This is a genomic window from Butyricimonas sp. Marseille-P2440, assembly GCF_900091675.1.
GTDB classification, from domain to species: Bacteria; Bacteroidota; Bacteroidia; order Bacteroidales; family Marinifilaceae; genus Butyricimonas; species Butyricimonas synergistica.
On record NZ_LT594608.1, the window covers coordinates 214,484 to 238,502 of the forward strand.

Annotated in this window: 18 protein-coding genes; all 18 read right to left on the bottom strand. The window is 44.5% G+C overall.

What is annotated here, in order from left to right; translation table 11 throughout:
• Window positions 1-2: 2 nt before the first annotated feature.
• Window positions 3-1,169 (bottom strand): pepsin/retropepsin-like aspartic protease family protein, encoded by a 1,167-nt coding sequence (locus tag BN8899_RS04575; RefSeq protein ID WP_018339671.1) that lies wholly within the window; start codon window positions 1,167-1,169, stop codon window positions 3-5.
• 3 nt (window positions 1,170-1,172) lie between these two features.
• Window positions 1,173-2,312, bottom strand: a complete 1,140-nt coding sequence (locus BN8899_RS04580) for an aspartyl protease family protein (RefSeq protein WP_065218501.1) — start codon at window positions 2,310-2,312, stop codon at window positions 1,173-1,175.
• An 11-nt stretch (window positions 2,313-2,323) separates the two neighbouring features.
• Complete coding sequence (locus tag BN8899_RS04585; RefSeq protein WP_065218502.1) at window positions 2,324-4,024, bottom strand: S8 family serine peptidase; 1,701 nt, start codon at window positions 4,022-4,024, stop codon at window positions 2,324-2,326.
• Window positions 4,025-4,091: 67 nt separating this feature from the next.
• The gene (locus BN8899_RS04590) at window positions 4,092-5,090 is read right to left on the bottom strand and encodes a TlpA family protein disulfide reductase (RefSeq protein WP_065218503.1); all 999 of its coding nucleotides are present in this window, start codon (window positions 5,088-5,090) and stop codon (window positions 4,092-4,094) included.
• Between the two features lie 7 nt (window positions 5,091-5,097).
• On the bottom strand, window positions 5,098-6,009 hold the full coding sequence (locus tag BN8899_RS04595; RefSeq protein WP_065218504.1) for a hypothetical protein: 912 nt from the start codon (window positions 6,007-6,009) through the stop codon (window positions 5,098-5,100).
• Window positions 6,010-6,019: 10 nt separating this feature from the next.
• Window positions 6,020-7,516 (bottom strand): RagB/SusD family nutrient uptake outer membrane protein, encoded by a 1,497-nt coding sequence (locus BN8899_RS04600; RefSeq protein WP_065218505.1) that lies wholly within the window; start codon window positions 7,514-7,516, stop codon window positions 6,020-6,022.
• Window positions 7,517-7,535: 19 nt separating this feature from the next.
• Window positions 7,536-9,665, bottom strand: coding sequence for a TonB-dependent receptor domain-containing protein (locus tag BN8899_RS21070; protein WP_231932279.1), 2,130 nt, complete (start codon window positions 9,663-9,665; stop codon window positions 7,536-7,538).
• Window positions 9,662-10,984 carry a SusC/RagA family TonB-linked outer membrane protein gene (locus tag BN8899_RS21075; RefSeq protein WP_231932260.1) on the bottom strand — a complete coding sequence of 441 codons (1,323 nt, stop codon included), beginning with the start codon at window positions 10,982-10,984 and terminating at the stop codon, window positions 9,662-9,664. The genes BN8899_RS21070 and BN8899_RS21075 overlap by 4 nt, the downstream gene beginning before the upstream one ends.
• Before the next feature lie 183 nt (window positions 10,985-11,167).
• Window positions 11,168-12,331, bottom strand: coding sequence for a FecR family protein (locus tag BN8899_RS04610; protein ID WP_187376771.1), 1,164 nt, complete (start codon window positions 12,329-12,331; stop codon window positions 11,168-11,170).
• A 109-nt stretch (window positions 12,332-12,440) separates the two neighbouring features.
• Window positions 12,441-12,992: a sigma-70 family RNA polymerase sigma factor gene (locus BN8899_RS04615; RefSeq protein WP_065218507.1), complete on the bottom strand. Its 552-nt coding sequence runs from the start codon at window positions 12,990-12,992 to the stop codon at window positions 12,441-12,443.
• 179 nt (window positions 12,993-13,171) lie between these two features.
• Window positions 13,172-14,392 (bottom strand): ABC transporter permease, encoded by a 1,221-nt coding sequence (locus BN8899_RS04620; protein WP_065218508.1) that lies wholly within the window; start codon window positions 14,390-14,392, stop codon window positions 13,172-13,174.
• Window positions 14,393-14,402: 10 nt separating this feature from the next.
• Window positions 14,403-15,143, bottom strand: a complete 741-nt coding sequence (locus BN8899_RS04625) for an ABC transporter ATP-binding protein (RefSeq protein ID WP_065218509.1) — start codon at window positions 15,141-15,143, stop codon at window positions 14,403-14,405.
• Between the two features lie 32 nt (window positions 15,144-15,175).
• Entirely contained in the window at window positions 15,176-16,360 is a 1,185-nt protein-coding gene (locus BN8899_RS04630) for an efflux RND transporter periplasmic adaptor subunit (protein ID WP_065218510.1), read from the bottom strand.
• A 21-nt stretch (window positions 16,361-16,381) separates the two neighbouring features.
• Complete coding sequence (locus BN8899_RS04635) at window positions 16,382-17,752, bottom strand: TolC family protein (RefSeq protein WP_065218511.1); 1,371 nt, start codon at window positions 17,750-17,752, stop codon at window positions 16,382-16,384.
• A gap of 20 nt (window positions 17,753-17,772) precedes the next feature.
• The gene (locus BN8899_RS04640) at window positions 17,773-18,984 is read right to left on the bottom strand and encodes a thioredoxin family protein (RefSeq protein ID WP_082986904.1); all 1,212 of its coding nucleotides are present in this window, start codon (window positions 18,982-18,984) and stop codon (window positions 17,773-17,775) included.
• 5 nt (window positions 18,985-18,989) lie between these two features.
• Window positions 18,990-20,321 (bottom strand): MutS-related protein, encoded by a 1,332-nt coding sequence (locus BN8899_RS04645; protein ID WP_065218512.1) that lies wholly within the window; start codon window positions 20,319-20,321, stop codon window positions 18,990-18,992.
• Complete coding sequence (locus tag BN8899_RS04650; protein ID WP_065218513.1) at window positions 20,311-21,648, bottom strand: MutS-related protein; 1,338 nt, start codon at window positions 21,646-21,648, stop codon at window positions 20,311-20,313. The genes BN8899_RS04645 and BN8899_RS04650 overlap by 11 nt, the downstream gene beginning before the upstream one ends.
• A gap of 21 nt (window positions 21,649-21,669) precedes the next feature.
• Window positions 21,670-24,015 (bottom strand): Gldg family protein, encoded by a 2,346-nt coding sequence (locus BN8899_RS04655; protein ID WP_065218514.1) that lies wholly within the window; start codon window positions 24,013-24,015, stop codon window positions 21,670-21,672.
• Between the last annotated feature and the right edge of the window lie 4 nt (window positions 24,016-24,019).

Here is a 24,019-nt window from a genome sequence, read left to right on the forward strand (position 1 = left end):
CGTTAAATTTTTCTGATTTCAACCTTCTTTTCTTTACCATCCTTCAAGATCACGATCTCGGTTTTATCTCCTTCAATACTATCAAGCAATGCCTCTACTTCCAATTGACTCTGTTTCAATTCCGACAATTCCTTTCCGTTTACACGCACGACCCGATCACCCAAGGCAACCAGCTCTTTCATGTCGTCCCATACCGTGGTTACCTCGAAATGACCGTTCACGGGTAAAATACCCACGTTCCACGTTTTCAAGTTTCCAGATAAATCTTCAACCACATCTCCATAAGGGAAAAAATAAAACCGGTTACGTGCGTAATCTATCACCACTTTCCCGTATTTCAACATATCCACACCAATCAAAGACCTTCCCATCTTGACCGTGATACTCTCCATGTTTACAAATTCCTTCCCCACGAAATTAACCCGATTGACACTTACTTTGTCTATTTCTGCCGCATTCTTGTAATCAAAGCCACCTATCCCAACACTATTAATTCCAAAGGCTTTAGCTAACAACCGACTTCCAGTCTTCTTTAAACTCTCGTAATCATTGGCAGCAAGAGCCAACAATCCCTGCGCCCCTGTATCAAACAAAATTCGCTTCGTCGTTCCACTAAAGTCCACGTCCACGATAGGGTGATTCGTGCTGCCCGGGTAAAACGGCACACCTTCCGTGATTTTCAAACCTCCCGGACGATATGGGTAATTGATGACCATGATTTTATCACGAGCATCAAAAGTAACCACCGCTTGCGCAAAAGCATCACTCCCCAAAATACCGGCAACTCCCAGTTCCCGGAAGAAGCCATTTGGCGGAAAAATAATACTTTTCATTTGAGCCAACTTGTAATTCGGGCTCAACTGCACGTCCTTCAAGATCGCCTCGTCATAAGACAGACTCATCCCGTTCACATCAGATACCCCTCGTGCTCCAATCCCGCCCATGGCTTTCATTTCCATGGCATTTTCTCTTATTGTCCCGGTCTGCCCACCCGTGTCCACGATATACTTCACTTTCACCCCGTTCACTGTCACGGGAATAATAATCTTCTCGTGAACGAACTCGTAATGAACCGTGTCACAAACCCGACGAGTCGCTTGTTGTTGCGCATTTCCTGCTAAAGAGAAAGAAACAGCAACAAAAACGAATAATATCCTGATATTTTTCATTCTCTATTCTTTTTGATAGACAATCACTTTCTCCCCTTGCTGGGTCTGTATCGTCAACTTCGTCTTCTTTTTCGCCTTCAACTCGGGAATCCCATTAATAATACTCTCGCAAAAATCGTATCTTCCCACGGGTTTCCCGTTTATTCTAGTTACCTTATCTCCCACTTCGACCTGCCCTTTCATGGCACTCCACACGGTAGCCACCACTAATTCACCATCCTTCACCCTTAACCCCAAGTTGTAATGCTTGCTTTCCAAATCATTCTCCGGTTCATACGCCTCGAAGTAGAAACGAGCCCTAGGATAATCCAGCGTTACTTTGCCATAATCCAACAATTTCACTCCTAACAAAGTAAAAGGCGGAGTAGAAGTCTCGGAACTTACATTAATAAATCTTGTACTCCCCACGGACAACAAGGGGAAACGCACCCGGTGGGAAACATCTGCATCTGCCATTCCTGCAACCCCGATAGACCCTTCTCCGTATCCCTCGGACAGGATATCAAAAGCACCGGCAGACCGCAATACGTTAAAATCAGTGTCTTTCAAGGAAAAGAAAGACGGGCATCCCGTATCGAACAGGCAAGTAATATTATTCCCCGCCCCGGCTTGCAAAGAGATAACAGGCATCCCCGCTTTCACGAAAGGAATCATCTTCCGCAATGACACGGTTGACGGATTCTCGGCAGAAGTAATCGTGATAATTTTTGCCTTCCCGTCAATCTCCACAATAGTATGTGCCAACAAATCGCTACCGATCAATCCATCCGCCTGAAAACACGCGAAAGGAGAAGGTTCAGGCAATTTCATTGCCGGTACATTTGTGAAATTAATTTTCTTGTCGGGCGTGAGCAGGCTTTCTATCGCCACGATCGGGTAAGCCGCTTTCTTGCTATTCACGTCTGTGACAACCAACGAATCTACAACAACTAAACCCAGTTCCTCGCAAACCTCCCCGGTCAGAGCAGTGCGTCCCCCCGTGTCAAAAATAAAGGAACGAGGGATTCCGTTCATCTCCATCTCCACGACCATCTTGCCCCCGACCATCCGGTAAGGCAGCACAGTCCTATACTGCTGTGCTGCTACCGGAAGAACCACCATACAAAACAACCATATAATAATGATCCTGTATATCACCTTCATAACATAACCTATTATTTATCAAACCTATCTGCAGTCACCACAGCCTGATAAGCATTCAATATACCTCCGGACAAACATAAATCATCAAAAAGGAATAAGTCCTGAGCCTGTTTTCCATCTACGATAATCCCTTTTTCTACTTCCGTGCCTTTCCGGGAAGTCACCGATTCCAACAATATATTCCGTATCTGCGCCCCTGTCAGGTTCGGATAGTAAGCCTTAACCAAAGCTGCCACTCCCGCCACGGTTGCAGATGCCAACCCCGCTCCGGTTCCGGTCTTATAAGTGTCTCCCATGTACGAAGCATAGATATCCATTCCCGGAGCAAACAAATCCAACTCCTTTGCGCCATAATTGGAATTCATGGAAGGATTACCATTCTTATCGGAAGAAGCGATCACCATCAAATTCGTCAATTCCTTGCTTCCGTCCATCCAACGATGCGGGAAAAACACCTGTTTGGCTAAATCATGTGATAACTCCCAAACAGGAACGATCACCAGCACCCCTTTACTTTCAGCATAACGCAAAGCCTCGATCATCCATACCTTTTGAGCTTCCGGATACAAGGTATTCTGTTGCGGCAGGGTTATCACATCCGCACCATGATCAACAGCATAACGAATAGCCAGAGCCATATCTTTCAAATAAGGTTCCCCGCTAGCCGCACCCACTCGCAAACACATAATCTCAGCTTGATCCATGATACCATCTCCACCAAGACCGTTTCCTCTTTTTCCCCCGATAATACCGGCTTGCATGGTTCCCGTTGCCGCCTCTGAAGTCAACAACACATTATTCCCGTATTTATTATCCTTTATATCCAAGTAATTATCCCCAACAACATCTTTCCGCCCGTCGTTACCACCCCTTTGCAAAGCCTTTTCATATGTATCCTTGCCTCTTGCTACCGAAGATTCTACAAAATTTTTATAAATCACGTCAAGTTCATCGGTTTTATACAAGTTAAATCCCATGGCAATAAGCGTGAAAGCCACATCTCTCAAGGTATCCTGGGGGGCTTTCGGGTCATAACAAGTCTGGAACTCTTCCAACGTATGTTTCTTACCTGGAAATTTTGCATCCAATTCTTCCTTAAATTTTTGAGCGTATTCCTCTATTACATAAGCTACTTGCCAACCTCCATAAGTCCTAGCGAGCTGCGATTCCGGCATAACCTTATTTTTATAATAAGAATACTCCGCAAGATCCGCCGGGGCTGCAACTTTTGTCCGTTTTCCGTTCACGATCTTAAAAAACTCCCCGTTACTCGTCATATAATCCGCGTATTTATCCTTCAAACGCAAGAATTCCCGGTCTCCCTCCTGCATCAAAGCCTCCATCACCAGCCCGTTCTTGCCTCCAAGAAAATTCCACCCGTTAATATCGTCCACAAAACCGTTTTTATCATTATCCTTCCCATCTGCTTTTTCTTTCGGATTCACCCAAATAGCTTGCTTTATATCCTCATGCTCAACATCCAATCCAGTCCCGATCAAAGCGACTACCGGTCTTTTCTTTATCTTTTTCCCTTTCAGAAATTCATAAGCCTTATTCACCTCTACCCCGTAAACCCCGTCTTTGTCAAAGGAACAGTTATACCAGTCCAAATCAGCTTGTTTCTTTTGTGCTTGATTATCTTGCTTGACAAGCTGTGCATTCACCTTACCTATCCCGATGCACACCAGTAATAATAAGAAATATTTTTTCATCATTTACAGAATTTATCTTGTTATACAATACGAAACCTAAAAAACTTATAGACACAATAATCGCCAATTACTCTCTGGCTTCCAATATCGCCTCTTTCACCTTCTCTCCCCGTAACCCCCTTGCGAGAATTCGCCCTTCTTTATCGATCAACACGATAAAAGGAATACCGTAAAAACCATATGCTTTTTGAATCTCGTTGGGTTCATTACCAATCGTGAATCCTTCCTGATTCCACAACATCACCCAAGGCAAATCCTCTTCCGCCAACATCTTTTTCCAGTCCTTCTCCCGTTTATCCAACGACACGCTGATAAACTCCAGATCATTCCCTTTCAATTCGTTATAAATCGGCAAAAGACTTTTCATCTCATGCCTGCAAGGTCCACACCACGATGCCCAAAAATCAACCAACACCAGTTTTCCCCGGAAATCGCTCAAACGGACCATTTCCCCGTTCGGATCAACATACTCGAAATCATGCGCCTGCGCCCCAACGGCAAAACGCCCCAAGCTATCCACACGATGTGCTAACCAACGAAATGAAGCTGCATTCTGCCCGGCCTTCGGCACAAGATCCAGCAACATTTTATTCGGTTCGTATTGCTCCATATCAGCTATATAAGCCAAGGCACTATACATCGTTCCGCTCAACTTTCCTTTTACCTCGGGATTAATCACTCGATTCTTTGCCGCTTTTTCAGTCGGAAGCCATCGTGATAATTCTAAAAATTCATCAATCCCACTAAAAGCAAGAGAACTATTCTCCGGATTTTTCTCATCATAAAATCCCTTCACTGTTACCTCCCGATTATTCAAATAGATCGGCTGTACCGTGTTTCCGATATTCAATATATACACGTCCGGCACGATTTCTACAGACTCCGAACGAAACTCTTTACCATTCTCAACAAGAACAGATAATATCTTTTCACCCTCGATGGAAGTCACTTTTATTTCCACGGGTTCCAACAAACGCAATCTCCCGGACAATGTCAGACCAGTTTGGGCAATCCCGGGGGTAATTCCCCCGAGAAAGACCCAAAAAATAAAAACAATCTTCAACATATATCTTTTATTTCAAAACGACATTGCCAATCGACTGCAAATCTATTCCGTAATTCTCCTTAAACTTGTTCACTAGAATATCATATTTCTTCCGGATATAGCCATTCACATCCTTTTTGGCGTGCAATATTCCTTTATTCGTGTAGTCTTTATCTGCCGGTTCTGCAATCAAATCTTCATACGGGGTTTGAATAATCGCCTGAATATAGATTTCCACATCATCCTCTTGCTTTGTTCCGGATTTTATAAAGCCGCGCTCATACATATTCGTTCGCGTCACTTTATCCTCGTAATTCATTCCCTCGTAAAAACTCGCATCTTCCACGATCCTACCACTATTCAACAACCGGGTTAAAAAGGCATAATTAACTTCGTTTTTGAAAGTACTTTTCTGTACGTTTGTCATCGTCAGGACGTCTTCGTTTCCCCAGTTAAACGCCAAATAATCATAACCACTATATACATTATAAAATGTAACCTTACCATCCACCGTACGCCAATTTAACTCCCCGCACAACAATAACTTCAACGGAAGTAAACGGTACAATGTAGAATCTGGGTAAAAATCTAAAAACAACGTTTCAACCAAATCCAACTGTTCTCCCACGTAAACTTCATCAGCAATCGCTCCCACCAATCCATTACGACTGTAAGGATACGGATAACTACTATCTTCCGGTGTCGGCGTTGATTCATTCCAACGGTTCACGTCCCAATACAACTCCTTCAAATCAAATTTATACAGGATAAACGTGTTGCATCTCTTATTCCAATCCACGATACGATCATCGTAATCATGATTTCCCTGGGGCACACTATACCCGAATTCAGGCGTTTCTGTCGGCGTTAAACTATTATCGTCATTACAAGCGACCAGACTCGCTGCCAATATAAATATATAAATTAAATGCAGTTTCATAATTTCTCGATTAACGTTTATTTTGTTCCAAATAAGGATTACGATCTAAAGCAGATTGCGGTATCGGCAACACATAACGAGGGTCTTCCTTCCCTAAAACTAATTGTTGTTTTGAATCCGCTTTGATAAAATACACGTGTGTCAATTCCGGCATCCCGTAACGACGCAGATCAAACCAGCGATGACCTTCAAAACATAACTCCCTGCGGCGCTCGTCCTTGTAGAACTGCAATAACTCCTCTGCATTCGTGTAATCAACTTTATTATAAGCCACATTACGCGTATCATAACGATTCTCACGTAATTTGTTCAAATCCGCCAAAGCCAAGGTCCGGTAATTATCCTCGCCTGTTTCCATAAATTTGCGGACATATGCCTCCGCCCGGTTTAAATACAATTCTGCCGTTCTAATTCCATGCGAAGCCCATTTTTCATTTTTCCCTCCCTTAAATCCATAAGCGGGGAAAATCGTTGGTCTAAAAATAGACCAATCCATCCAAGCCTCGTATTTGAAATACATATAACGTCGTAAATCCCAGTGATTATCACTATCCGTTGAAAACTCATACAAATCCATCAATTCATCAGATGCCGTGTACGGACTAGTAGCAACACCATTACCACCAGGATAATATGAATATTCTCCACTTCCTCCATACATCCAAATAATCTCGTCGCTAGTCGACTCATTATAAACACACCATGTATTACTTCCCTGATATTGCATGGCATCCTCGGGAGCACTAGCTAAAGAAGTTAAAGTTGGCTTCTCCTCTAACACCATATTGGCATATTTCAAAGCATTATCCCAATCTTCCATATAAAGATACACCCTACACAAAATAGCTTTTCCCGCCAAAGCGCTAATCTTATACAAGGACATTTCCATTTTATTCTCTTCCAACAATTTAATCCCCTTTTCCAGATCAGTTATCATTTGTTCATAAACTTCAGCCACTGTTTTCCGGGGTAAAAAACCATCAATCACCTCCATTTCCAATTTCAAGGGTACTCCCAGATTTTTAGTCGGGTCACCATAATTATAAGGTAAGGCATAATAATTTACCAACAACAAATAATAATACGCCCGTAACACAAGAGCCTGCCCTAACATATTATTCTTTGTTTTTTCCTCTCCACTCACCCGATCCATATAATCGATAACCGTATTACACCCCATGATTTTATTATAACAAATCTGCCAAGTATTATACTTATCATGAGTCAATTTCTCGTACATATCATCATCCCAAGAAAACAAAGGATACATATCTTCCACGGAACTCTCCAATGTTTCCTGCCCACCAGCTCCATTACATTGTACATCATCTGTCAATATATCGTCATAAGCATACTGTAAAATGCTCATAGGAAAAGCTTCACCTACCATCACCTGCATCAAATCATCCGCCGTCGCCGGACGAATCTCATCCTGACTGGCTTCCTCTAGGAAATCGCTGCATCCAACGAATCCTAACAATAAAATAAAATATAATATATTTTTCATACGACTTATCTCTATATCATTAAAAACTTAAATTCACGCCCAACGTGTAGCTTTGTGACAAAGGTTGAGAACCAGTTGCAACTTCCGGATCCTTTCCCTTGAAATCCTTGCTTACAATCATAAAAGGATTGGATACACTAAACGTAAATCCCATATTTTGAGCAAACTTTTTAATCCACCCTTTCGACAAATTATAAGATAATGAAATACTGTTACATCTCAGGAAAGAAGCATTCACGACACGAATATCCGTGTAATTATATAATTCGTAACTATAAGCGCTTGACGAAGATAAATCAACTGAAGCTTTCTGGTATTCCGGCAAAGAAGGAATATTCGTGTACTTCTCGTCTCCCGGTTTACGCCACCGGTTCACCAAATCTTTGGGCAAATTATTATATTCATACGGGGTACTATTGATCATATCATTATCAAACATTTTTGCCAAGAATTTCTTACCACCAACCGACAAATAAAAAGAAGTAGAAAGGGTTAAATCCTTAAATCTAAATCCCATATTCAAACCGGCGGTAAAATCAGGGTCCAACTTACCCATGTATTTCATGTACACCGTAGCGTCTGTTTTTGCCTCCGGGGTATCTATTCCGGGTAAATAATACAAAGGAATTCCATTCTCCGGGTTCAACCCCGCAAACTCAAACGCCCAAAATCCCGACACGGGATACCCTTGCTTATTTATATTTCCAGCAACAGCCTGCTGCCAATTCTCGTTCGATTCCAATTTACTAGTCACCTTATTATAGTTCTTGGAAGTATTTAATCCCATCGTCCAGATAAAATTCTTTGTCCGCACGGGAGCAAAACTAAAGGATAACTCCCATCCGTAATTTTCCAGCGAACCTCCGTTCATCGGCATGCTCAACACCCCATTTTCGTAAGGCACCTCCTTATTGATAATCGCATCCGTGGTCTTTTTATAATAATATTCAAACGATCCGTTAATCTTATTCTTCCAGAACACGAAATCCGCACCGGCATTCACGGTTGCTGTCTTTTCCCATTTCAATTTCGGGTTCGGCAAACTTTTTATCTCCAAATAATATTCTCCAGTCGCTTTAGATATCCCCGCCCCGGAAGGTATCCTGGCAATCAAATCCGGACCTGCAGCCTCACTTGCATTTCCTTGGTAGCCGTAAGTTAAGCGTAAACTGAATTCATTCAAGAAGTCTTGTCCCTCCAGAAAATGTTCCCGTCCCATATTCCAACGCAAACCCAAAGACCAAACCGGCAGATAACGGGCATCCTTATCCTGCCCGAAACGATTGGATGCATCCGAACGAATACTGGCATTAAAAACATAACGCTCGTCAAAAGTATAGGTAAACGCCCCATAGAAAGAAAGTTTATTCGACTTATTATCAATAATCGAGGTTGTCGGTTGTGCATACGATGTATTTTCCCTAGGATCTCCAGCAGCATCTGAAGTCGTCAAAGGAGGATTTTTTATTGTTTGTCCTCGATCAGGTAAATACCCGTAAAACGTTCCAGTAAACCCATCATATTTCGTGCTATTAACCTCTTGTCCCACGGTTGCCGTAAGCAAATGCCTGCCGAAATTCTTCACGTAAGAGATCTGATTTCTCCATGTATAATTCTCGTTACGAGAATCCGACATATTCAACTGTCCTCCATGAGGTAGTCTTGAAGCCTGATACTGAGTATCATTAGGACCATACATTCCAAATTCATACCCTCGTATTTTAGCAATATAATGTGTCATTTCCGTCGCCCAGGATTCTCCATGCGTCGAAGAATAGTTGTATCCCAGTGACATTTCATATTTCAATCCTTTAATGATTTCCCAATTCAGACCCACATTTACATTCAGGGAATTGGACGTATTCCCGTTTCCGGACTCTGCCAACTCATTCAATATATTATATTTATACCCGGAACGAGTGACATAATATGCCCATTCCCCATTCTCTTCAAACGCGGGAAGCACTCGGCTCGTGGTGGAAGCATAGGAATAAGGCGAAACACTACTATGAAAACCATTCGTTTTTGAAACACTTCCGGCTACTTTAGCTGAAAATTGTAACCGATCCCAAAAAATCGTGTTCACATTTACACTTCCTTGATAACTCTTCGAGTCGTTCCCCTTGGCAGTACCATTGTTATTTGTTATACCGAAAGATGCATAATACGTAGTTTTATCACTACCGCCGCGTACAAAAGATCAAACCAGTCCGTATTTACAACTTCCAATTTCTTTACCCCGGCATTGAAATTATCGTAAGAAATTTTTTCCTGCAAATATTGTTGCAACAAAGCCTGGTATCCCACGTTTGCCAAGGACTGGCTACCTACCAATCCTCTCTCGTATATTTCTCGGGAAACATCTACTCTCTCCTTAGAATTCATCAAATTCAACTTATCATACGTCACCTTTGAGCCGATAGAAAAATTACCGGAATAACTGATAGACATACGCCCTTCTTCTCCCTTTTTCGTGGTAATCACGATAACTCCGTTCGCCGCCTTCACCCCATAAATTGCTGTAGCGGAAGCATCTTTCAACACGGTTACATCTTTGATATCGGAAGGATTCAACCAAGCAATGGCACTACCCACGAAATTCCGAATCATATCAATATTATCCGGACTTGTATTATACGTGGACAAATCCGTCGCTTTAAAAGGAAGCGGATCCTCTTGTATAATTCCATCCACAACCCACACGGGTTCCTGGCTACCTAACAACGTCGAAGTTCCCCGTACCCGTACTTTCTGGCGGGTACCGACCAAACCGTCTTGATTTTGGATAACCACTCCCGGCAACTTACCTTGTAACGCCTGCTCCAGAGACTGTGTCCCGTTCAATACAAGATCTTCCGCCTTGATTGTACTCACGGAACCCGCCATATTCGATTTCTTCACACGTTGATACCCTGTCACAACCACTTCATCCATCTCCTGCGCATCTTCCTCCAACACAATTTTCAACTCTTTCTCCCCTTTCCAAGTCACAAACTTCGTTTTCATCCCCACGAAAGAAAAAATCAAAGTCACACTATCCTGCTTGGTGGTTGTAAACGTGAACTCGCCATTTATCCCGGTAGCCACCCCAATAGTCGTCCCCTTCTCTATTATTGTCACACCGGGCAGAGGTTCTCCTTGTTTATCTTTCACAACTCCCTTTACCTTCGTGATTTTCAATGTATCCAACATGGATACCGGAGAACCTCGTTTGATCACCACGACCTTTCCTTGTATCTCGTAATAAAGATTCGTTCCTTTCAACACTTTATCCAAGATCTTCTCCAAAGAAACATCTTTAAACACAGCATCCACCTTCCGCACCTCAGACACGTCCGCAACATTATAAAAAAAGGTAATGTCACTCTTTTTCTCCAATGCCCAAATCACCTCCTCCAACGTCACGCCCTTCATTTCAAGGCTCATCTTGGCATATTGAGCTCGTACATTTGCCGAAATCGACATCATTGAACATAGCAATAAACACACGCATAATTTCATAATCCTCAAAATTTTTACATACAATTCCCCATAAGGAACGTATTTTTTCCACTTCTTTTTCATACTTTTGTCTAACTGATTTTATTTAAACGCTTTATTTTACATGAAGTGAAAATCCAAGCGGGAGATGTTCGCAGCATCACCCGTTTTCTATTTCACCCCCAAAACGATCTGTTTTCCTTTTACATTCACGGTCAATTTACCTGTAGCCTTTAACACATTCAATATAGGCGTAATATCTTCACTCCGATCAAGTTTTCCGGCAAAAGTCATATTTTTTATAGACTCATCCAAGAAAACCACTTCCACGCCATACCAACGTGCCAATGTCCTCATAATATCTTCCAAACGATCTTGCCGGAAGATAAACCGCCCGTTTCTCCAAGCCATAAACAAACCGGGATCCACTTCCCGAACCTCCAACGCCACGTGTTCCCGGTCCCATTGAGCTTGTTGATTAGGAGAAATTGTCATTTTTTCCTTTTTCTCGAAACCGGCAAAAACGGTCACTTCCCCTTTCAACAACGTCGTTTGCACCTCTAATTCATCCGGGTATGCCTTCACGTTAAACTCTGTCCCCGTCACCAACACGTCCATATCCTTTGTTTTCACGATAAATGGATGTTCTTTAGAGGCAGTAACCTGGAAATACGCTTCCCCCACCAAAGTCACTACCCTCTCTTTACCCGAGAATTTCACGGGAAACTCAATCCTGCTTTCAGCATTCAAATAAACGATGGTACCGTCACTCAAAATCAAATTGTACTCCCCTCCGGTTGGTACAATAATTTCATTTTTCAACCCCACACCTTGTTCCCCGGATTCCTGGTTGTAATTAATTCCGAGAGAATCATTCATGATTACTTTCCCGTCTTTTTCAATAATTCTATCGACTTTCTTTACACCCAGATCTACTTGTCGTCCATCATTCAATACCAAAACAGCCTTGGCCTCCCCTGGCACGATATCCATACCTGCCACTTTTTTCACCTCCGCATCTTTCCCTACAGCCATCCAAAATCCGATTCCGATAACACAGAAAATAACAACAGCAGCAGCATACTGCCACCATACACTCACTCTCCTGACAGGTTTTATCCCAATTTCCTTCTCAAAAGCGGTAGTATGCTTTTTTACATCAATGGACGACCATTTTTCTAACCTCAACTTCACATACTCTTTCTCCGTTATTTCCTGGTAGAACGAGTCATTTCCCGGTTCTGCAATCCAATCGTTCAACTCCTGCTTTTCCTTCTCATTCAACCCTTCCACGAGTTGCTTGGCTATCAATTGATATATTCTTTTATCTTGCATTGTCATTTCAATTTATTTCATCTGATCATATATATAACAACCAAGAAAAAGAAATCGATGAATCCCCTTCTAAAAATTTAATGTTAAAAATTGTATCATACCGAAAAGGTCAAGATAAACGAGTCCAATCGACCAAAAAAAGAAGATAAAAATAGTCCCTCAGCAATCCCTTTAGTTTCTTATAGGCATTTTGTTTCAATGTTCTTACTGAATTGACTGAAATATTCAATTGCTCTGCAATCTCCCCGTTCGAAAGTTCTTGAAGCGACATCAAAATAACCTTACGGGATTGAGGCGCCAACTCATCAATAGCTTTATAAACCAAAGCGTACACCTCTTCCTCCGCCACGTTATCCAAAAAATATTCTTCCGATTCAATCATACCTTTCTGCACGTACCGATTAACGATAGCCTCATGTTTCAACTCGTTCAGGGCTAGATTTCTCGCCGATGTATACAAGAATCCCTTAATCTTTTCCTCTGACTCGAAACTCAATTTCTCTCGCCACAAACGGATAAAACACTCTTGGGCGATGTCTGCCGCCACCTCCATATCTTTCACATACTTATCGGCAAACATAACTACAGACGAGAAATTCTTCTCGAAAAAAAATTTGAAAACTTGCCGGTCTTTGCTATTTATCCCGATAACTATATCCATAGTTTACCATAGTTACGGAACAAATATAGGAAATAAGCAGAATTTCACAAAACAGATAAATATTTTTCTGCCTATCATTTTCAAAGTGCACACCTCCCTAGCTATAAAGTTCATAAAGTCTCGAATCACTCGACCTTATAAACTTTATGAACCTTATAAACTAGAGGCTATGCATAAAATTACTCGTAACGAATAGCATCGATTGGATTCAAACGGGAAGCTTTACGCGCCGGATACCAACCGAAAAACACGCCCGTGATCGTACAGACCAAAAATGAAATCACAACAGAATACAGCAAAACGGATACCGGCCATCCTAAAAAGAAACGTAAAGCTAAAGCCGCACCGATCCCCAGTCCGACACCGATGACTCCCCCAGATACACTGATGATGATCGCTTCTATCAAGAATTGAAACAAGATGTGCCTTCCCTTTGCCCCGATCGACATTCGCAGACCGATTTCACGAGTACGTTCCGTCACCGACACATACATGATATTCATGATTCCAATCCCACCGACTAACAAAGATATTCCCCCGATACAAGCCAGAAGAATAGTCAAAACTTTCGTCGCCATAGTCAACACCTTGCTCATCTCTTCCAACGAACGAACGCTAAAATCATCTTCCTGTCCCCCCGTGATCCCGTGTGTCTGCCTCAAAACTCCCGTTATCTCTTGTATCACTTTATTCGTGTATTTCTCACCTATAACGGAAACATATATCCCATGCATATAAGGAATCGCCAGCAACCTCTTTTGTATCGTCGTGAAAGGTGCCACGATAATGTCATCCTGGTCCCGTCCCATCGAATTGTAACCTTTGGGAGCTAATACCCCAATGATACGCAAAGGCACTTTGTCAAAACGAATAACCTGACCTAAAGGGTCTTCCCCATTTTTGAAAAGATTATCCACAACCGTCTGTCCTACCACGCATACTTTTGCAGCCATTTTCATATCCTGGTTACTAAACATTTCCCCTTTAGCAACGGTCAAACGCCGGATATTCATATAATCCTCGTTAATCCCATAAATAGAAGTCGGGGTATTATTCGCTCCGTAAATAACCTGTCCTGATTTCGTCACGTAAGGCGAACAATTTTCCAGATAAGGAACTTCCGAGGTGATCGCTTGATAATCTTTTAGTTTCAAAGTTTGCACGATCACGCCATTCTGCCGGATTCCTCCCACCAATGCATTGGCGGGCGTTATTACAACCATATTCGCACCGAGCTCCTGTATTTGTTTCTCGATACTAATCTTGGAACCCTCTCCGATTGCCAGCATCGAAATTACCGAGCTTACCCCGATAATAATTCCAAGCATGGTCAAAAATCCTCGCAATTTATTGTTGCTTAATGCCCGAAAGGCAATAACTATCAAATTCCCGTAATTCATAAATCACAAATTAATTCGTTTCTTTGGGCAGAGACTCCAATACTTGTTGAGCCGACCTGATTCGAGGATTTATCTTATCTTCAATGATCTGCCCATCTCGAAGCAATATATTACGACTACTAAATTCGGCTATTTCCGGATTATGAGTCACAAAGATAATCGTTCGCCCTTCCGCATGAAGACGTTGAAATAAAGCCAATATCTCGTATGAAGTACGGCTGTCCAAATTACCAGTAGCTTCATCGGCTAACAAAATGACAGGGTCGTTCACCATCGCGCGGGCTATCGCTACCCGTTGTTGCTGTCCCCCCGACATCTGATTGGAACGATGTTGGATTCGATGCTCTAACCCCACGGCTTTCAAGGCTTCAAGAGCTTTTTCCCTTCTCATCCGTCGCGTGTAAGCAGGGTTATACAACAAAGGTAATTCCACATTTTCCAAGGCAGTAGTCTTTGCCAATAAATTATAGGATTGGAAAATAAAACCAATCTTCAAATTCCGGAAAGAAGCCCGTTCATTCGCCCCCATCTTTCTAACAGCCATTCCATCTAAATAATATTCCCCCGATGTCGGCGTATCTAAACACCCCAAGATGTTCAATAAGGTAGACTTTCCCGAACCGCTGGTTCCCATAATCGTAACGAATTCTCCCGGCTGGATAGAAAAAGAAACCTTCCGCAAAGCGTGTACAGTTTCTGTTCCTACCACAAAATTCCGGCAAAGATTTTCGATTCTTATAATATCTTCCATTTATTCAATACAATAATAATTGTCGTATAGGATTAATGCGGTCGCTGTCCCGTCATATTAGGCATCAAAGGATTACTTCCCGGAGCATTTTTCTTTTTAGAACCGGAAGCATTCTCGGGCAACTCAATCCCAATCACGACCTGCTCACCCGCTTTCACGCCTTCCAGGACCTCCGCGTAGATTCCATCAGACACACCCGTTCGCACGTTCTTACAAGCCAACCCCTCTGCGGTTTGCACCCAAATGGATTTGCCACCTTTCACCGTAGGTTGCCCCTTGGATACCTCCGTGACCACGGGTTCTCCGTCAACATCTTCTGGTTGGAAACGCAAGGCACGCAAAGGAATCATCAACACATCCTCTTTCTCGTGAATCAATACCGTGATATTAGCCGTTAATCCGGGTTTCAATTTTAAGTCAGGATTGGGAGCATTGATCACGACCTCGTAAGTCACCACGTTGGATGTCACGATAGGTTCCAGACGGACCTGAGTTACCTCGCCCTCGAAATACTCATCCGGGAAAGCGTCCACCGAAAAGATCACCTTTTGTCCTTCTTTGACCTGGCCGATATCTGCCTCATCCACATCCGCGATCACCCGCATATTCCGCAAATCATTCGCGATCACGAACAACTTGGGGGTATTAAACGTTGCCGCCACGGTCTGTCCTTCATCCACGGCACGGGAAATGACCACCCCGTCAATCGGCGAATAGATCATGCAATACTTCAAATTCGTTTCCGCCTTCAACAAATCGGAACGGGATTTATCCAAAGCGCGACGGGCATTCTCGTATTGATACTCGGCAGTTTCAAATTCCGAGTCACTCACCATTTTTTTAGCATACAACCCCGCCATACGCGTATAATTTCTTTTTTGATAGTCGAATTCATTCTGGTTTGAATACAACAGAGACAATTGCGATTTGTATTCGGCCTCCAGTACGGTTTTATCCAATTCTGCTACAAGCTGACCTTTTTTCACTTCCGAGTTATAGTCCACGAGAATACGGGCAATCGTGCCGGAAACCTGGGTACCCACTTCCACTTGGACGATCGGCTCTATCGTTCCGGTTGCTGTTACAGTATTTCTAATATTTCCTTTCTTAACTTCGAATACCTCGTAATTTACACGCTCTTTTTCTTTCGGACGAAAAGAAAAAAAACAAAGGAGTCCCACGAGGATAACGATTATCGCGATAACAATCTTCTTCATTTCAATGATCTTTACAAATTATTATATATCAATTGCTTCATTCCTATAAAAATTCAATAGCTTGAACGCCAGCACCGCCTGGTACTTCGCTTGTATTTGTTCCTGCAAGGCAGACAGGTAATTATTTTTTTCCACCAACAGGTCCACCGCGTTTTTCAGCCCCGCGTCAAATTCCCCCTGCACGAGCTGATAACTTTCATAAGTATATTTTACCCGTAGTATGGCAGCCTGATAACGACTTTGTGCGGCAGCAACATCCTGATGCAAAGATTCTATTGTCTGTAACAAATCTTTTCGGGTATTCCGTTCATCCAACCGGGCTTGCTCTGTTTGCAGTTTTGCCTTCGCCACATTCAACCGGGCCTGTTTCCGGTTGAAAATGGGAACACTGATATTGATGCCGACATTCTCCACGAGCCGGTCATCCATCTGTGAAAAATAGGAACCGGAACTTTTAGAATCATGCCCAGTCGAAACAGAAGCCGAAAGAGAAACACTCGGGAGATAATCCCCCTGAGCAACCTTCTCGCCCAAAACGGATGCTTCCACGCTGATCTGTTCGCTTTTCATCTCGGGACGCAACCGCAAAGCCTCCCGATACACCTCCTCCAACCCGGGAATAGGAACAAGCACATTGGTCTCATCAAGCTCCGGGAATACGACATCAAAATCTTCTTCCGGTTCAAGTTCCAAAAGTTGCTTCAATTGCAATTTGGATAAAGCCAAATTATTCTCGGATTGCACCACCCGGTAGCGGTCGCTGCTGTATTGGGCTTCCATCTGGGAGAAATCGCTCGACGAGATGGATCCCGCCTCGAACAAAGCCTTTGTCCGTGAGAGTTGCACCTCCGAACTTTCCAGGGTTTGCCGGTCCGTTTTCAAAGTTTCATTCGCGTATAAAACTTGCAAATAAGCCTTGGCGACAGCCTCCTCAATACTATTCTGTGCCACCAGCACCTCCTGCTGCATCGCCTTTTCTTCTAAACCCCGTTGCCGGATTGTCCTGGAAATTTTCCCACCCTCGTAAATCGAAAAATCACCATTCAACGAGTAATTACCCGTGTAAGCGCTCGATGAAGACAACTTCCCGCTCGCATCCGCTTTCTTTTGATGTCCCCAGCCTTGGGAAGAGGAAAAAGACAATGAAGGTAAACGCTGGGCTTTTCCCCGAAGCAATTCAGTTGATGCATTCTCTAATGACAAGCGAGAGTACCCCACTTGAATATTATGCTCCCGGGCATGTTCAATACAAGCACGCAATGACCAGGCACCCGCTTTAGATTGAGCCGCCGCATCGTTCGGTCCCAATAGCACACACATGCTCCCGAAGAACACAATAATCCCCCGCTTCACGTTCCCGGAACGTGAATAAATATCACTCCATTTTTTCATATATATCTTTTTCTCAATATTTAATGTTTCGGACGAGTGGTGACCTTTACCCAATCATCTTTGTACTTTTTTTCAAGCTCGAAAGCCTTTTCTGCGGCATCCGGCTCTCCCATCGCTTTCAGCAAATTACCTCGCCGTCTCATCAAATTGCTCAACAACATCAAATCTGTCGTTTTCAAGGTTTCCTTGTCTATCCAGTCGATACCTCGCCGCAAAGCTGCAACATCCGTGCTCCGTGCCAATTGGTCCATGAACAAGTGGAAATAGGTCACCCCGTCATTCTCCCGGAAAACATTGTAACTGAAAGCCTCCTGCATCTTGTCCAACATTCCCTTGTAATCTCCTTCCCGCGCACACTTTGCCGTGTACACGTATGCCAGCCGGGCAGGAGAGGAAACATGATCGAAGCGCAACAAGTACTTCACCAACAAATCGTTCGCCTCCTCATTGAAAGGCTGTCCGCTTTCCGGTGTCCACCGGGCAATTCCATAAGCATAATCATAAAACATCCACTTCAGTAACTCGTCTATCTTCTCTTTTCCCACCACTTGATATGCGTAATCCAGACTATCCATCATGTGCTTCACAGGCACGGAAAGCGGATTCAACGGCGCCTTGCTTACGATATGCCAAGTTGCCTGGTCCGCCAAATCCCGAATCGGCACCACATCCAAGAAAGCCTGCATTGCCCGGGCTTGATCCTCACTTTCACGGGCATACATCGCCGTGAACAAATATCCCTTTAAGAAAGCCATATCCCGTTCCCCGGCAGCAAAACGCGCCCGGAGTCCCTTCAAATTCTCTTCCGGATTAATAGCCTGTTCTCCCTCCTCAACCATCAGCTTCACGTCACAGGCTCCGACTACCTTGTGCACCACCTCTTCCGTCTTCGGGTCGATGAAAAGCAAGGTCGGGAACGCCGCAATCTTGTATTTTTTCTTCAACATCACGCCGGAACTGTCCTTCTCCATGTCGTATTTCGCATTGATAAAATGCTTGTTAAAGAATGCGCCCACGGTATCATTCGGGAACACCTTATTCGTCATCATCTTACACGGACCGCACCACGAGGTATAGCAATCTAGGAAGATCAATCTCTTCGCCTTTTTCGCTTTCTTCACCACTTGTTTCCACTCAACCCCTTTTTCAAAGTGTACACCAGAGTCTTGTGCGTTTACCATCGGGGTAAACACACAGGTTATCAATAAAAAGAATAGTATTTGTTTCATCATTATATTTATTTATTTTCTCCTAAAATAGTTTCAACCACCCGTTCGTTTTGCAGGATGATCATACCGTGCTTATCGCGGGTCACACCCGGTTCCAACTTGTATGTGTAGGTCGGCACACTCCCTTTCATCACGGTGGGCAAGTACTCGTAATTGATGTTGTCGCGTTTTTTCTTCAACTCCTCGGCAACCTCGATGATATGAGTGGATATAAGCAACGAGCAATTCTGCCGTTCGGCAAGGGCAGCGGCAACAAGAAGCGTGGCATCGTATGCATCCTTCACGTTCGTTCCCTTGAAAAGCTCATCGAAAATCACCACCAATTGTTTGTTGCGGCTCACCTCGATCGCTACTTTCTTCACCCGAAGCACCTCGGCATAGAAATGGCTATACCCCATGCTTAGATTATCCGACACGTTAATGGAGGTGTACATTCCCTGTTGTACCCGGAATCGCATTCGCTTGGCAGCCACCGGGAATCCCATATGCGCCATATAGACGGCAATACCGAAGGACTTCATTAGAGTCGATTTCCCCGCCATATTCGCTCCCGTCAGGAAGAACAGATTCCGTTCCGGCGTAATCTCCATATTATTGGATACCGCCTTGGTCAGACACGGGTGCGACAGCCCTTCGATCTGAATGTTGATATCATTCCCGCTCGTTGTTTCAGCAAAACAAAAATGCCTTTCGCGAGCCACTTTCCCCACGACGGTACCTACGTCCACCCGGTGCACGAACTCCAGCACCTCCTGCAAAGCGCCGCGCTGGAGGGCAAGCAATACACGGTCGGCATGGAACAACTGCTTCAACGACATCTTGCCATTCTTCCCGTAACCGAAAATCTCGGTCATATCTTTATTGCTCAGCGTCCGCCGCACCTCTTCCACTTGCGCTTTCAACGGAGTAGACAGCACGGAAGGATGCAACGTGTCCACATACCCTTTTACCTGCAGCAAATACTGAATCGCTGTTGTAACCTGTTCCCGCCATAACTCCAAAGCCGGATCATTCCCGACCAATTCCAGCATCTTAAATTTGCAGGCATCCATGATTTTGGGCAACATCTTGAACCCACTGGTCTGTAAATAATGTTCCACATCCTCGCTCTGATCCATGCTCACGGGAAATTCCTGCCCGTATTGTTCGAACCAACGGAATTCGGCTACCCGCTCTTCTATCTTTTCAACATCGGTCAAGGGATTCAGAAACATCTGTTCCAACAAAGCCTCGCCCCCCTCCGTTACAGTTTGAGAAAACAAGGAATAAATGGAATTCGGTTTATATTTTCCCAGGATATTCAGATCATTTAATGTCTGTTGGTCTGTTTCAAAAATCATGATACTCTCCTTTTATAATTTCTACAATATGCTCATTATTCACGATCACCAAACCGTGTCGGTCGGTGGTGATCCCTTCCGTCAATTTATAAGGATACACGGGCTTCATGTTTTCCATCCGGGTCGGCATATACAGGTAGCGTATATTCTTGCACACGCCCTTCAGCGCCTCGCCCACCTCGGTGATATGAGTGGATATAATGAACAAAGAATCCTGGTTCTTGGCAAAAGCCTGCACCACGGCAAGCGTGGCATCATACGCGTCCTTCACGTTCGTTCCCCGGAAAAGCTCGTCGAAAAGCACGATCAACCGACCCGTGTTATGCAGGTTTTCCCCCACTTTCTTCACGCGCATTACCTCCGTGTAGAAGTGGCTGTATCCCCGGTTCAGGTTATCCGGCAAGTTAATAGTGGTAAACATCCCGTTACGTACCGAAAATTCCATAGCGGCAGCCGGGACGGGGAATCCCATGTGTGCCAGGAACAAGGCGATCGAGAGCGTCTTCATCATGGTCGATTTTCCCGCCATATTCGCCCCCGTCAGGAAGATCACGTTCGTTTCCTTGTCCATCTCTAGGTCATTGCCCACGGGCTTGTCCAGCAACGGGTGGAATACCCCCTTCAATTTCAAGCAAATATCCTCTGCCGGGTGCACCTTCGGGAACACGTATTTACGCTCTACCGCAACGGCAGCCACGCTTATATACACGTCCAGGAAGAAGATATGTTCCAAGATACGCACCAAACGGTCTCGGTACTGGAAACGGAACGCCCGATCCAATTCAATGGATTGATCCTGCGTCAATTTCTTTTTCTCCTTGTATTCCGCGTACCATTTCCACTCTTCCGATGCCAGCAACTGCCCGAGTTCCTCGCAACGGTTGTCTGCATCGGGATAACCGCTTTCCCGCAACTGTTTCAAAAAGGCACCCAACGCATTCAACAACCCCAGCGAAGCGTTAATCCCGTTATAAATCCAAGCAGATTCCGTGCCGCTTCGCAACATGTTTTTCAACTTCTGCGACATGTTTCCCTGCTCCTTCGTCAACTGCGTCCGGCGGTCTACGTTGTTCAGGTAAAACTCCAAGGCGTCAAACATCTCCCCCGTGAACGGGAAATCGATCGTATGCGAGGTGAAAAAGGAGATGCTCTCCACCCGCCGACGAATCGCCTCGTCATCGGACAAGGGATTCCGGAACATATCGCCCATCACCCGCATCGCTCCCCGGGAGTGCGTGTGATTAAAAATCTCGAAAACCGAACGGCGATTGGAACGACCGAATAGCATCAGGTCTTCCAAGGTCTGTTTATCTGTTCTAAAACTCATAATTTCATCTTTTAAAATTCATTATCGGGAACGCCGGCGCAACCAAACCACGACAGCAAGACCCAAAATCAACAACGGAAGAATCTTCGTGAAAATAGTACTGATCCGGCCGGCCCCGCTCAAGTTCAAATGTACTTTGAAATCTTGCGTTCCCGGACGACGCACATCAAAAGGCATCTCGTTATTCGTGAGGTAATGGGCGGCCGCCAATCCGAAGAAAGGATTCCCTCCCCTCACCTGACGCATCTCTTCATTGCCCAAGCAATCGGCATCCCCGCTGACCAGAATGCGCTGTTCCTTATCGCCTACCCGCCGGCTCAAGGCTGCAACGGTGCAATACTCCCGTGCCACTTCACCTGCCGCCGAATTACACTGTAATCTTCCCGCATCGATGTCCAATGACTCCATCTCGTTCCACACACTATAGGAACGCCCTTCCCGCTGATTCGATTTCAATTCCGGCACCAGCGTGTCAGTACAGAACAAGGGGGTATAGGTGAATCCCCGGTCTGCCGTTTGCTCCAATCCCGAAGCGGAAGGCATGGCTAAAGTCAAACCGTCAAGCAAATAAGAACACAAGGCGGCTGCCGGCGTGGCACGCGAAATCAATACATCCGGACGGAGTGAAGGCAAACGGTATTGTACCAACGTACCTTCCATCAGGCGGACTCCTAACAAATCCTCCAGCATCGGGTTGATAATATCCCGGCGTTTTTGCTCCCCGAGAATCATCAGGTTGCCTCCCCGGTCAACATACTCTTTCAAAGAGGCATACTCCGTTTCCGTGAGCGGTTCCCGCATATCCGCCACAATCAAAATATCCACGTCGTCCGCCACCCTCTCGGTCAAATCGATCTCCACGGGATCGAATCCCTGGTTAATCAATGGATTACGTTTATCTTTATTGAAAGCCATTTCATAATAACTGTCTGTACCTACATCTGAAAATTGCCGCATCCCATGTCCCGTCGCGATCGCCACTTTATGCAATTTCGATACCAACCCCTTCAACGCCGCACTGATCTCCCCCTCCTTAGGTAACACATTTTCTATCTGCTCCGGATAAGTTCTCAACCATACTTTTTTATCCTTCCACTCCACCAGCCAGTTGGCAGTACGTTCTCCCCGAAGGTCTACCCCCTGCGCTTTCAACTCCTCCGGGCTCTTGAATACGCGGAACGGCGAACGGTATCGTTGAGCCATAACTTTAGCACGCTCTTTCAGCGTCATATCCGGGATTTCTTGGCAAGTTTTATCGAATGAACGGGCAGCCCCCACCCGGTCTTCCACCGTGATACTGTCATAGTAATACACCATTTTCAATTTCATATCCGGTTTAAACCGCTCGTATTGTTTAAAGATTTCCCGGTTTCTCTGCACGAAATACGGGAAAGAGAAATCACGGTAACGCGTGTTGAAAATATTGGAATAACCGGTAATTTTCAACTCCCCGTCCAACTTCTTGACAATCTCCTGACTCTGTTTTGTCAGCGAGTTCAACTTCGTGCTCGTGGCGTCATAATATGCCATAAGCATCGGACGGGAAGAGAAATAGGCAATCAAACTGATCCCGACCACCACGCCGGCATACTGGCTGAATACCTTCAATGCCGACATGGTTTGCCGCTTCGAGTTCAGACGAATAATCGTCAGCAACAGGAACATCACCGTCACCACCGGGAAATAAATCAGGTCCTCACTGCAAATCATACCGGTCACGAACGTGAACGCCCTGCCGTTGATTGACAACCAGTAAGTGATATCCCGCACCACATCGTACTCCTGCCACCAACCTCCCACGGCCGACAACAAAGCCAACAACAGGTACGTACCCAAGGCTGCCACAAACTGGTAGGAAGTCAGACTCGATACAAATATACCGATAGAGATGTAAGTACAAGCCAACAGGAAAACTCCCAACAAACCACAGAAAACGGCTTTCCATTCAAAAGCCTCGATCATACTGCCCGCCACAAACACGTACAACAGGAGCAACACGCAGATCACCACGGCAAACATCACCGTCGAGAAGAATTTTCCCAACACGATCTGTGCGTTACTGATGGGTGAAGAGTAAAGCAACTTGATGGAACCCGTACTCAAATCTTTGCTGATGATCCCCATGGTCAACAACGGAATATAAAAATGCAGGGAACCGCACGTACTCATCCACATGCTCATGATAAAACTGAAAGAAGCACCTTCCGAAATTCCGTTTCCCCATTCGTTATTATTGGCAAACCTCCAACACAAGCTGGAAAAGATCCCGGATGCCTGCATCACAAAAATCAACAACAATACCCACGCGATCGGCGAGCAAAACAACATGCGCAATTCAGTCTTTGCTATTCTGTATATATTTCTCATAACA

What these genes read in the sequence shown, in the direction of transcription:
- BN8899_RS04645 (WP_065218512.1), bottom strand. Translation starts at nt 20,321, where the DNA reads ATGATTTTTGAAACAGACCAACAGACATTAAATGATCTGAATATCCTG.
- BN8899_RS04580 (WP_065218501.1), bottom strand. Translation starts at nt 2,312, where the DNA reads ATGAAGGTGATATACAGGATCATTATTATATGGTTGTTTTGTATGGTG.
- BN8899_RS04650 (WP_065218513.1), bottom strand. Translation starts at nt 21,648, where the DNA reads ATGAGTTTTAGAACAGATAAACAGACCTTGGAAGACCTGATGCTATTC.
- BN8899_RS04610 (WP_187376771.1), bottom strand. Translation starts at nt 12,331, where the DNA reads ATGCAAGATAAAAGAATATATCAATTGATAGCCAAGCAACTCGTGGAA.
- BN8899_RS04590 (WP_065218503.1), bottom strand. Translation starts at nt 5,090, where the DNA reads ATGTTGAAGATTGTTTTTATTTTTTGGGTCTTTCTCGGGGGAATTACC.
- BN8899_RS04600 (WP_065218505.1), bottom strand. Translation starts at nt 7,516, where the DNA reads ATGAAAAATATATTATATTTTATTTTATTGTTAGGATTCGTTGGATGC.
- BN8899_RS04630 (WP_065218510.1), bottom strand. Translation starts at nt 16,360, where the DNA reads ATGAAGAAGATTGTTATCGCGATAATCGTTATCCTCGTGGGACTCCTT.
- BN8899_RS04575 (WP_018339671.1), bottom strand. Translation starts at nt 1,169, where the DNA reads ATGAAAAATATCAGGATATTATTCGTTTTTGTTGCTGTTTCTTTCTCT.
- BN8899_RS21075 (WP_231932260.1), bottom strand. Translation starts at nt 10,984, where the DNA reads ATGATGTCGATTTCGGCAAATGTACGAGCTCAATATGCCAAGATGAGC.
- BN8899_RS04585 (WP_065218502.1), bottom strand. Translation starts at nt 4,024, where the DNA reads ATGAAAAAATATTTCTTATTATTACTGGTGTGCATCGGGATAGGTAAG.
- BN8899_RS04635 (WP_065218511.1), bottom strand. Translation starts at nt 17,752, where the DNA reads ATGAAAAAATGGAGTGATATTTATTCACGTTCCGGGAACGTGAAGCGG.
- BN8899_RS04625 (WP_065218509.1), bottom strand. Translation starts at nt 15,143, where the DNA reads ATGGAAGATATTATAAGAATCGAAAATCTTTGCCGGAATTTTGTGGTA.
- BN8899_RS04620 (WP_065218508.1), bottom strand. Translation starts at nt 14,392, where the DNA reads ATGAATTACGGGAATTTGATAGTTATTGCCTTTCGGGCATTAAGCAAC.
- BN8899_RS04655 (WP_065218514.1), bottom strand. Translation starts at nt 24,015, where the DNA reads ATGAGAAATATATACAGAATAGCAAAGACTGAATTGCGCATGTTGTTT.
- BN8899_RS04595 (WP_065218504.1), bottom strand. Translation starts at nt 6,009, where the DNA reads ATGAAACTGCATTTAATTTATATATTTATATTGGCAGCGAGTCTGGTC.
- BN8899_RS04640 (WP_082986904.1), bottom strand. Translation starts at nt 18,984, where the DNA reads ATGATGAAACAAATACTATTCTTTTTATTGATAACCTGTGTGTTTACC.
- BN8899_RS04615 (WP_065218507.1), bottom strand. Translation starts at nt 12,992, where the DNA reads ATGGATATAGTTATCGGGATAAATAGCAAAGACCGGCAAGTTTTCAAA.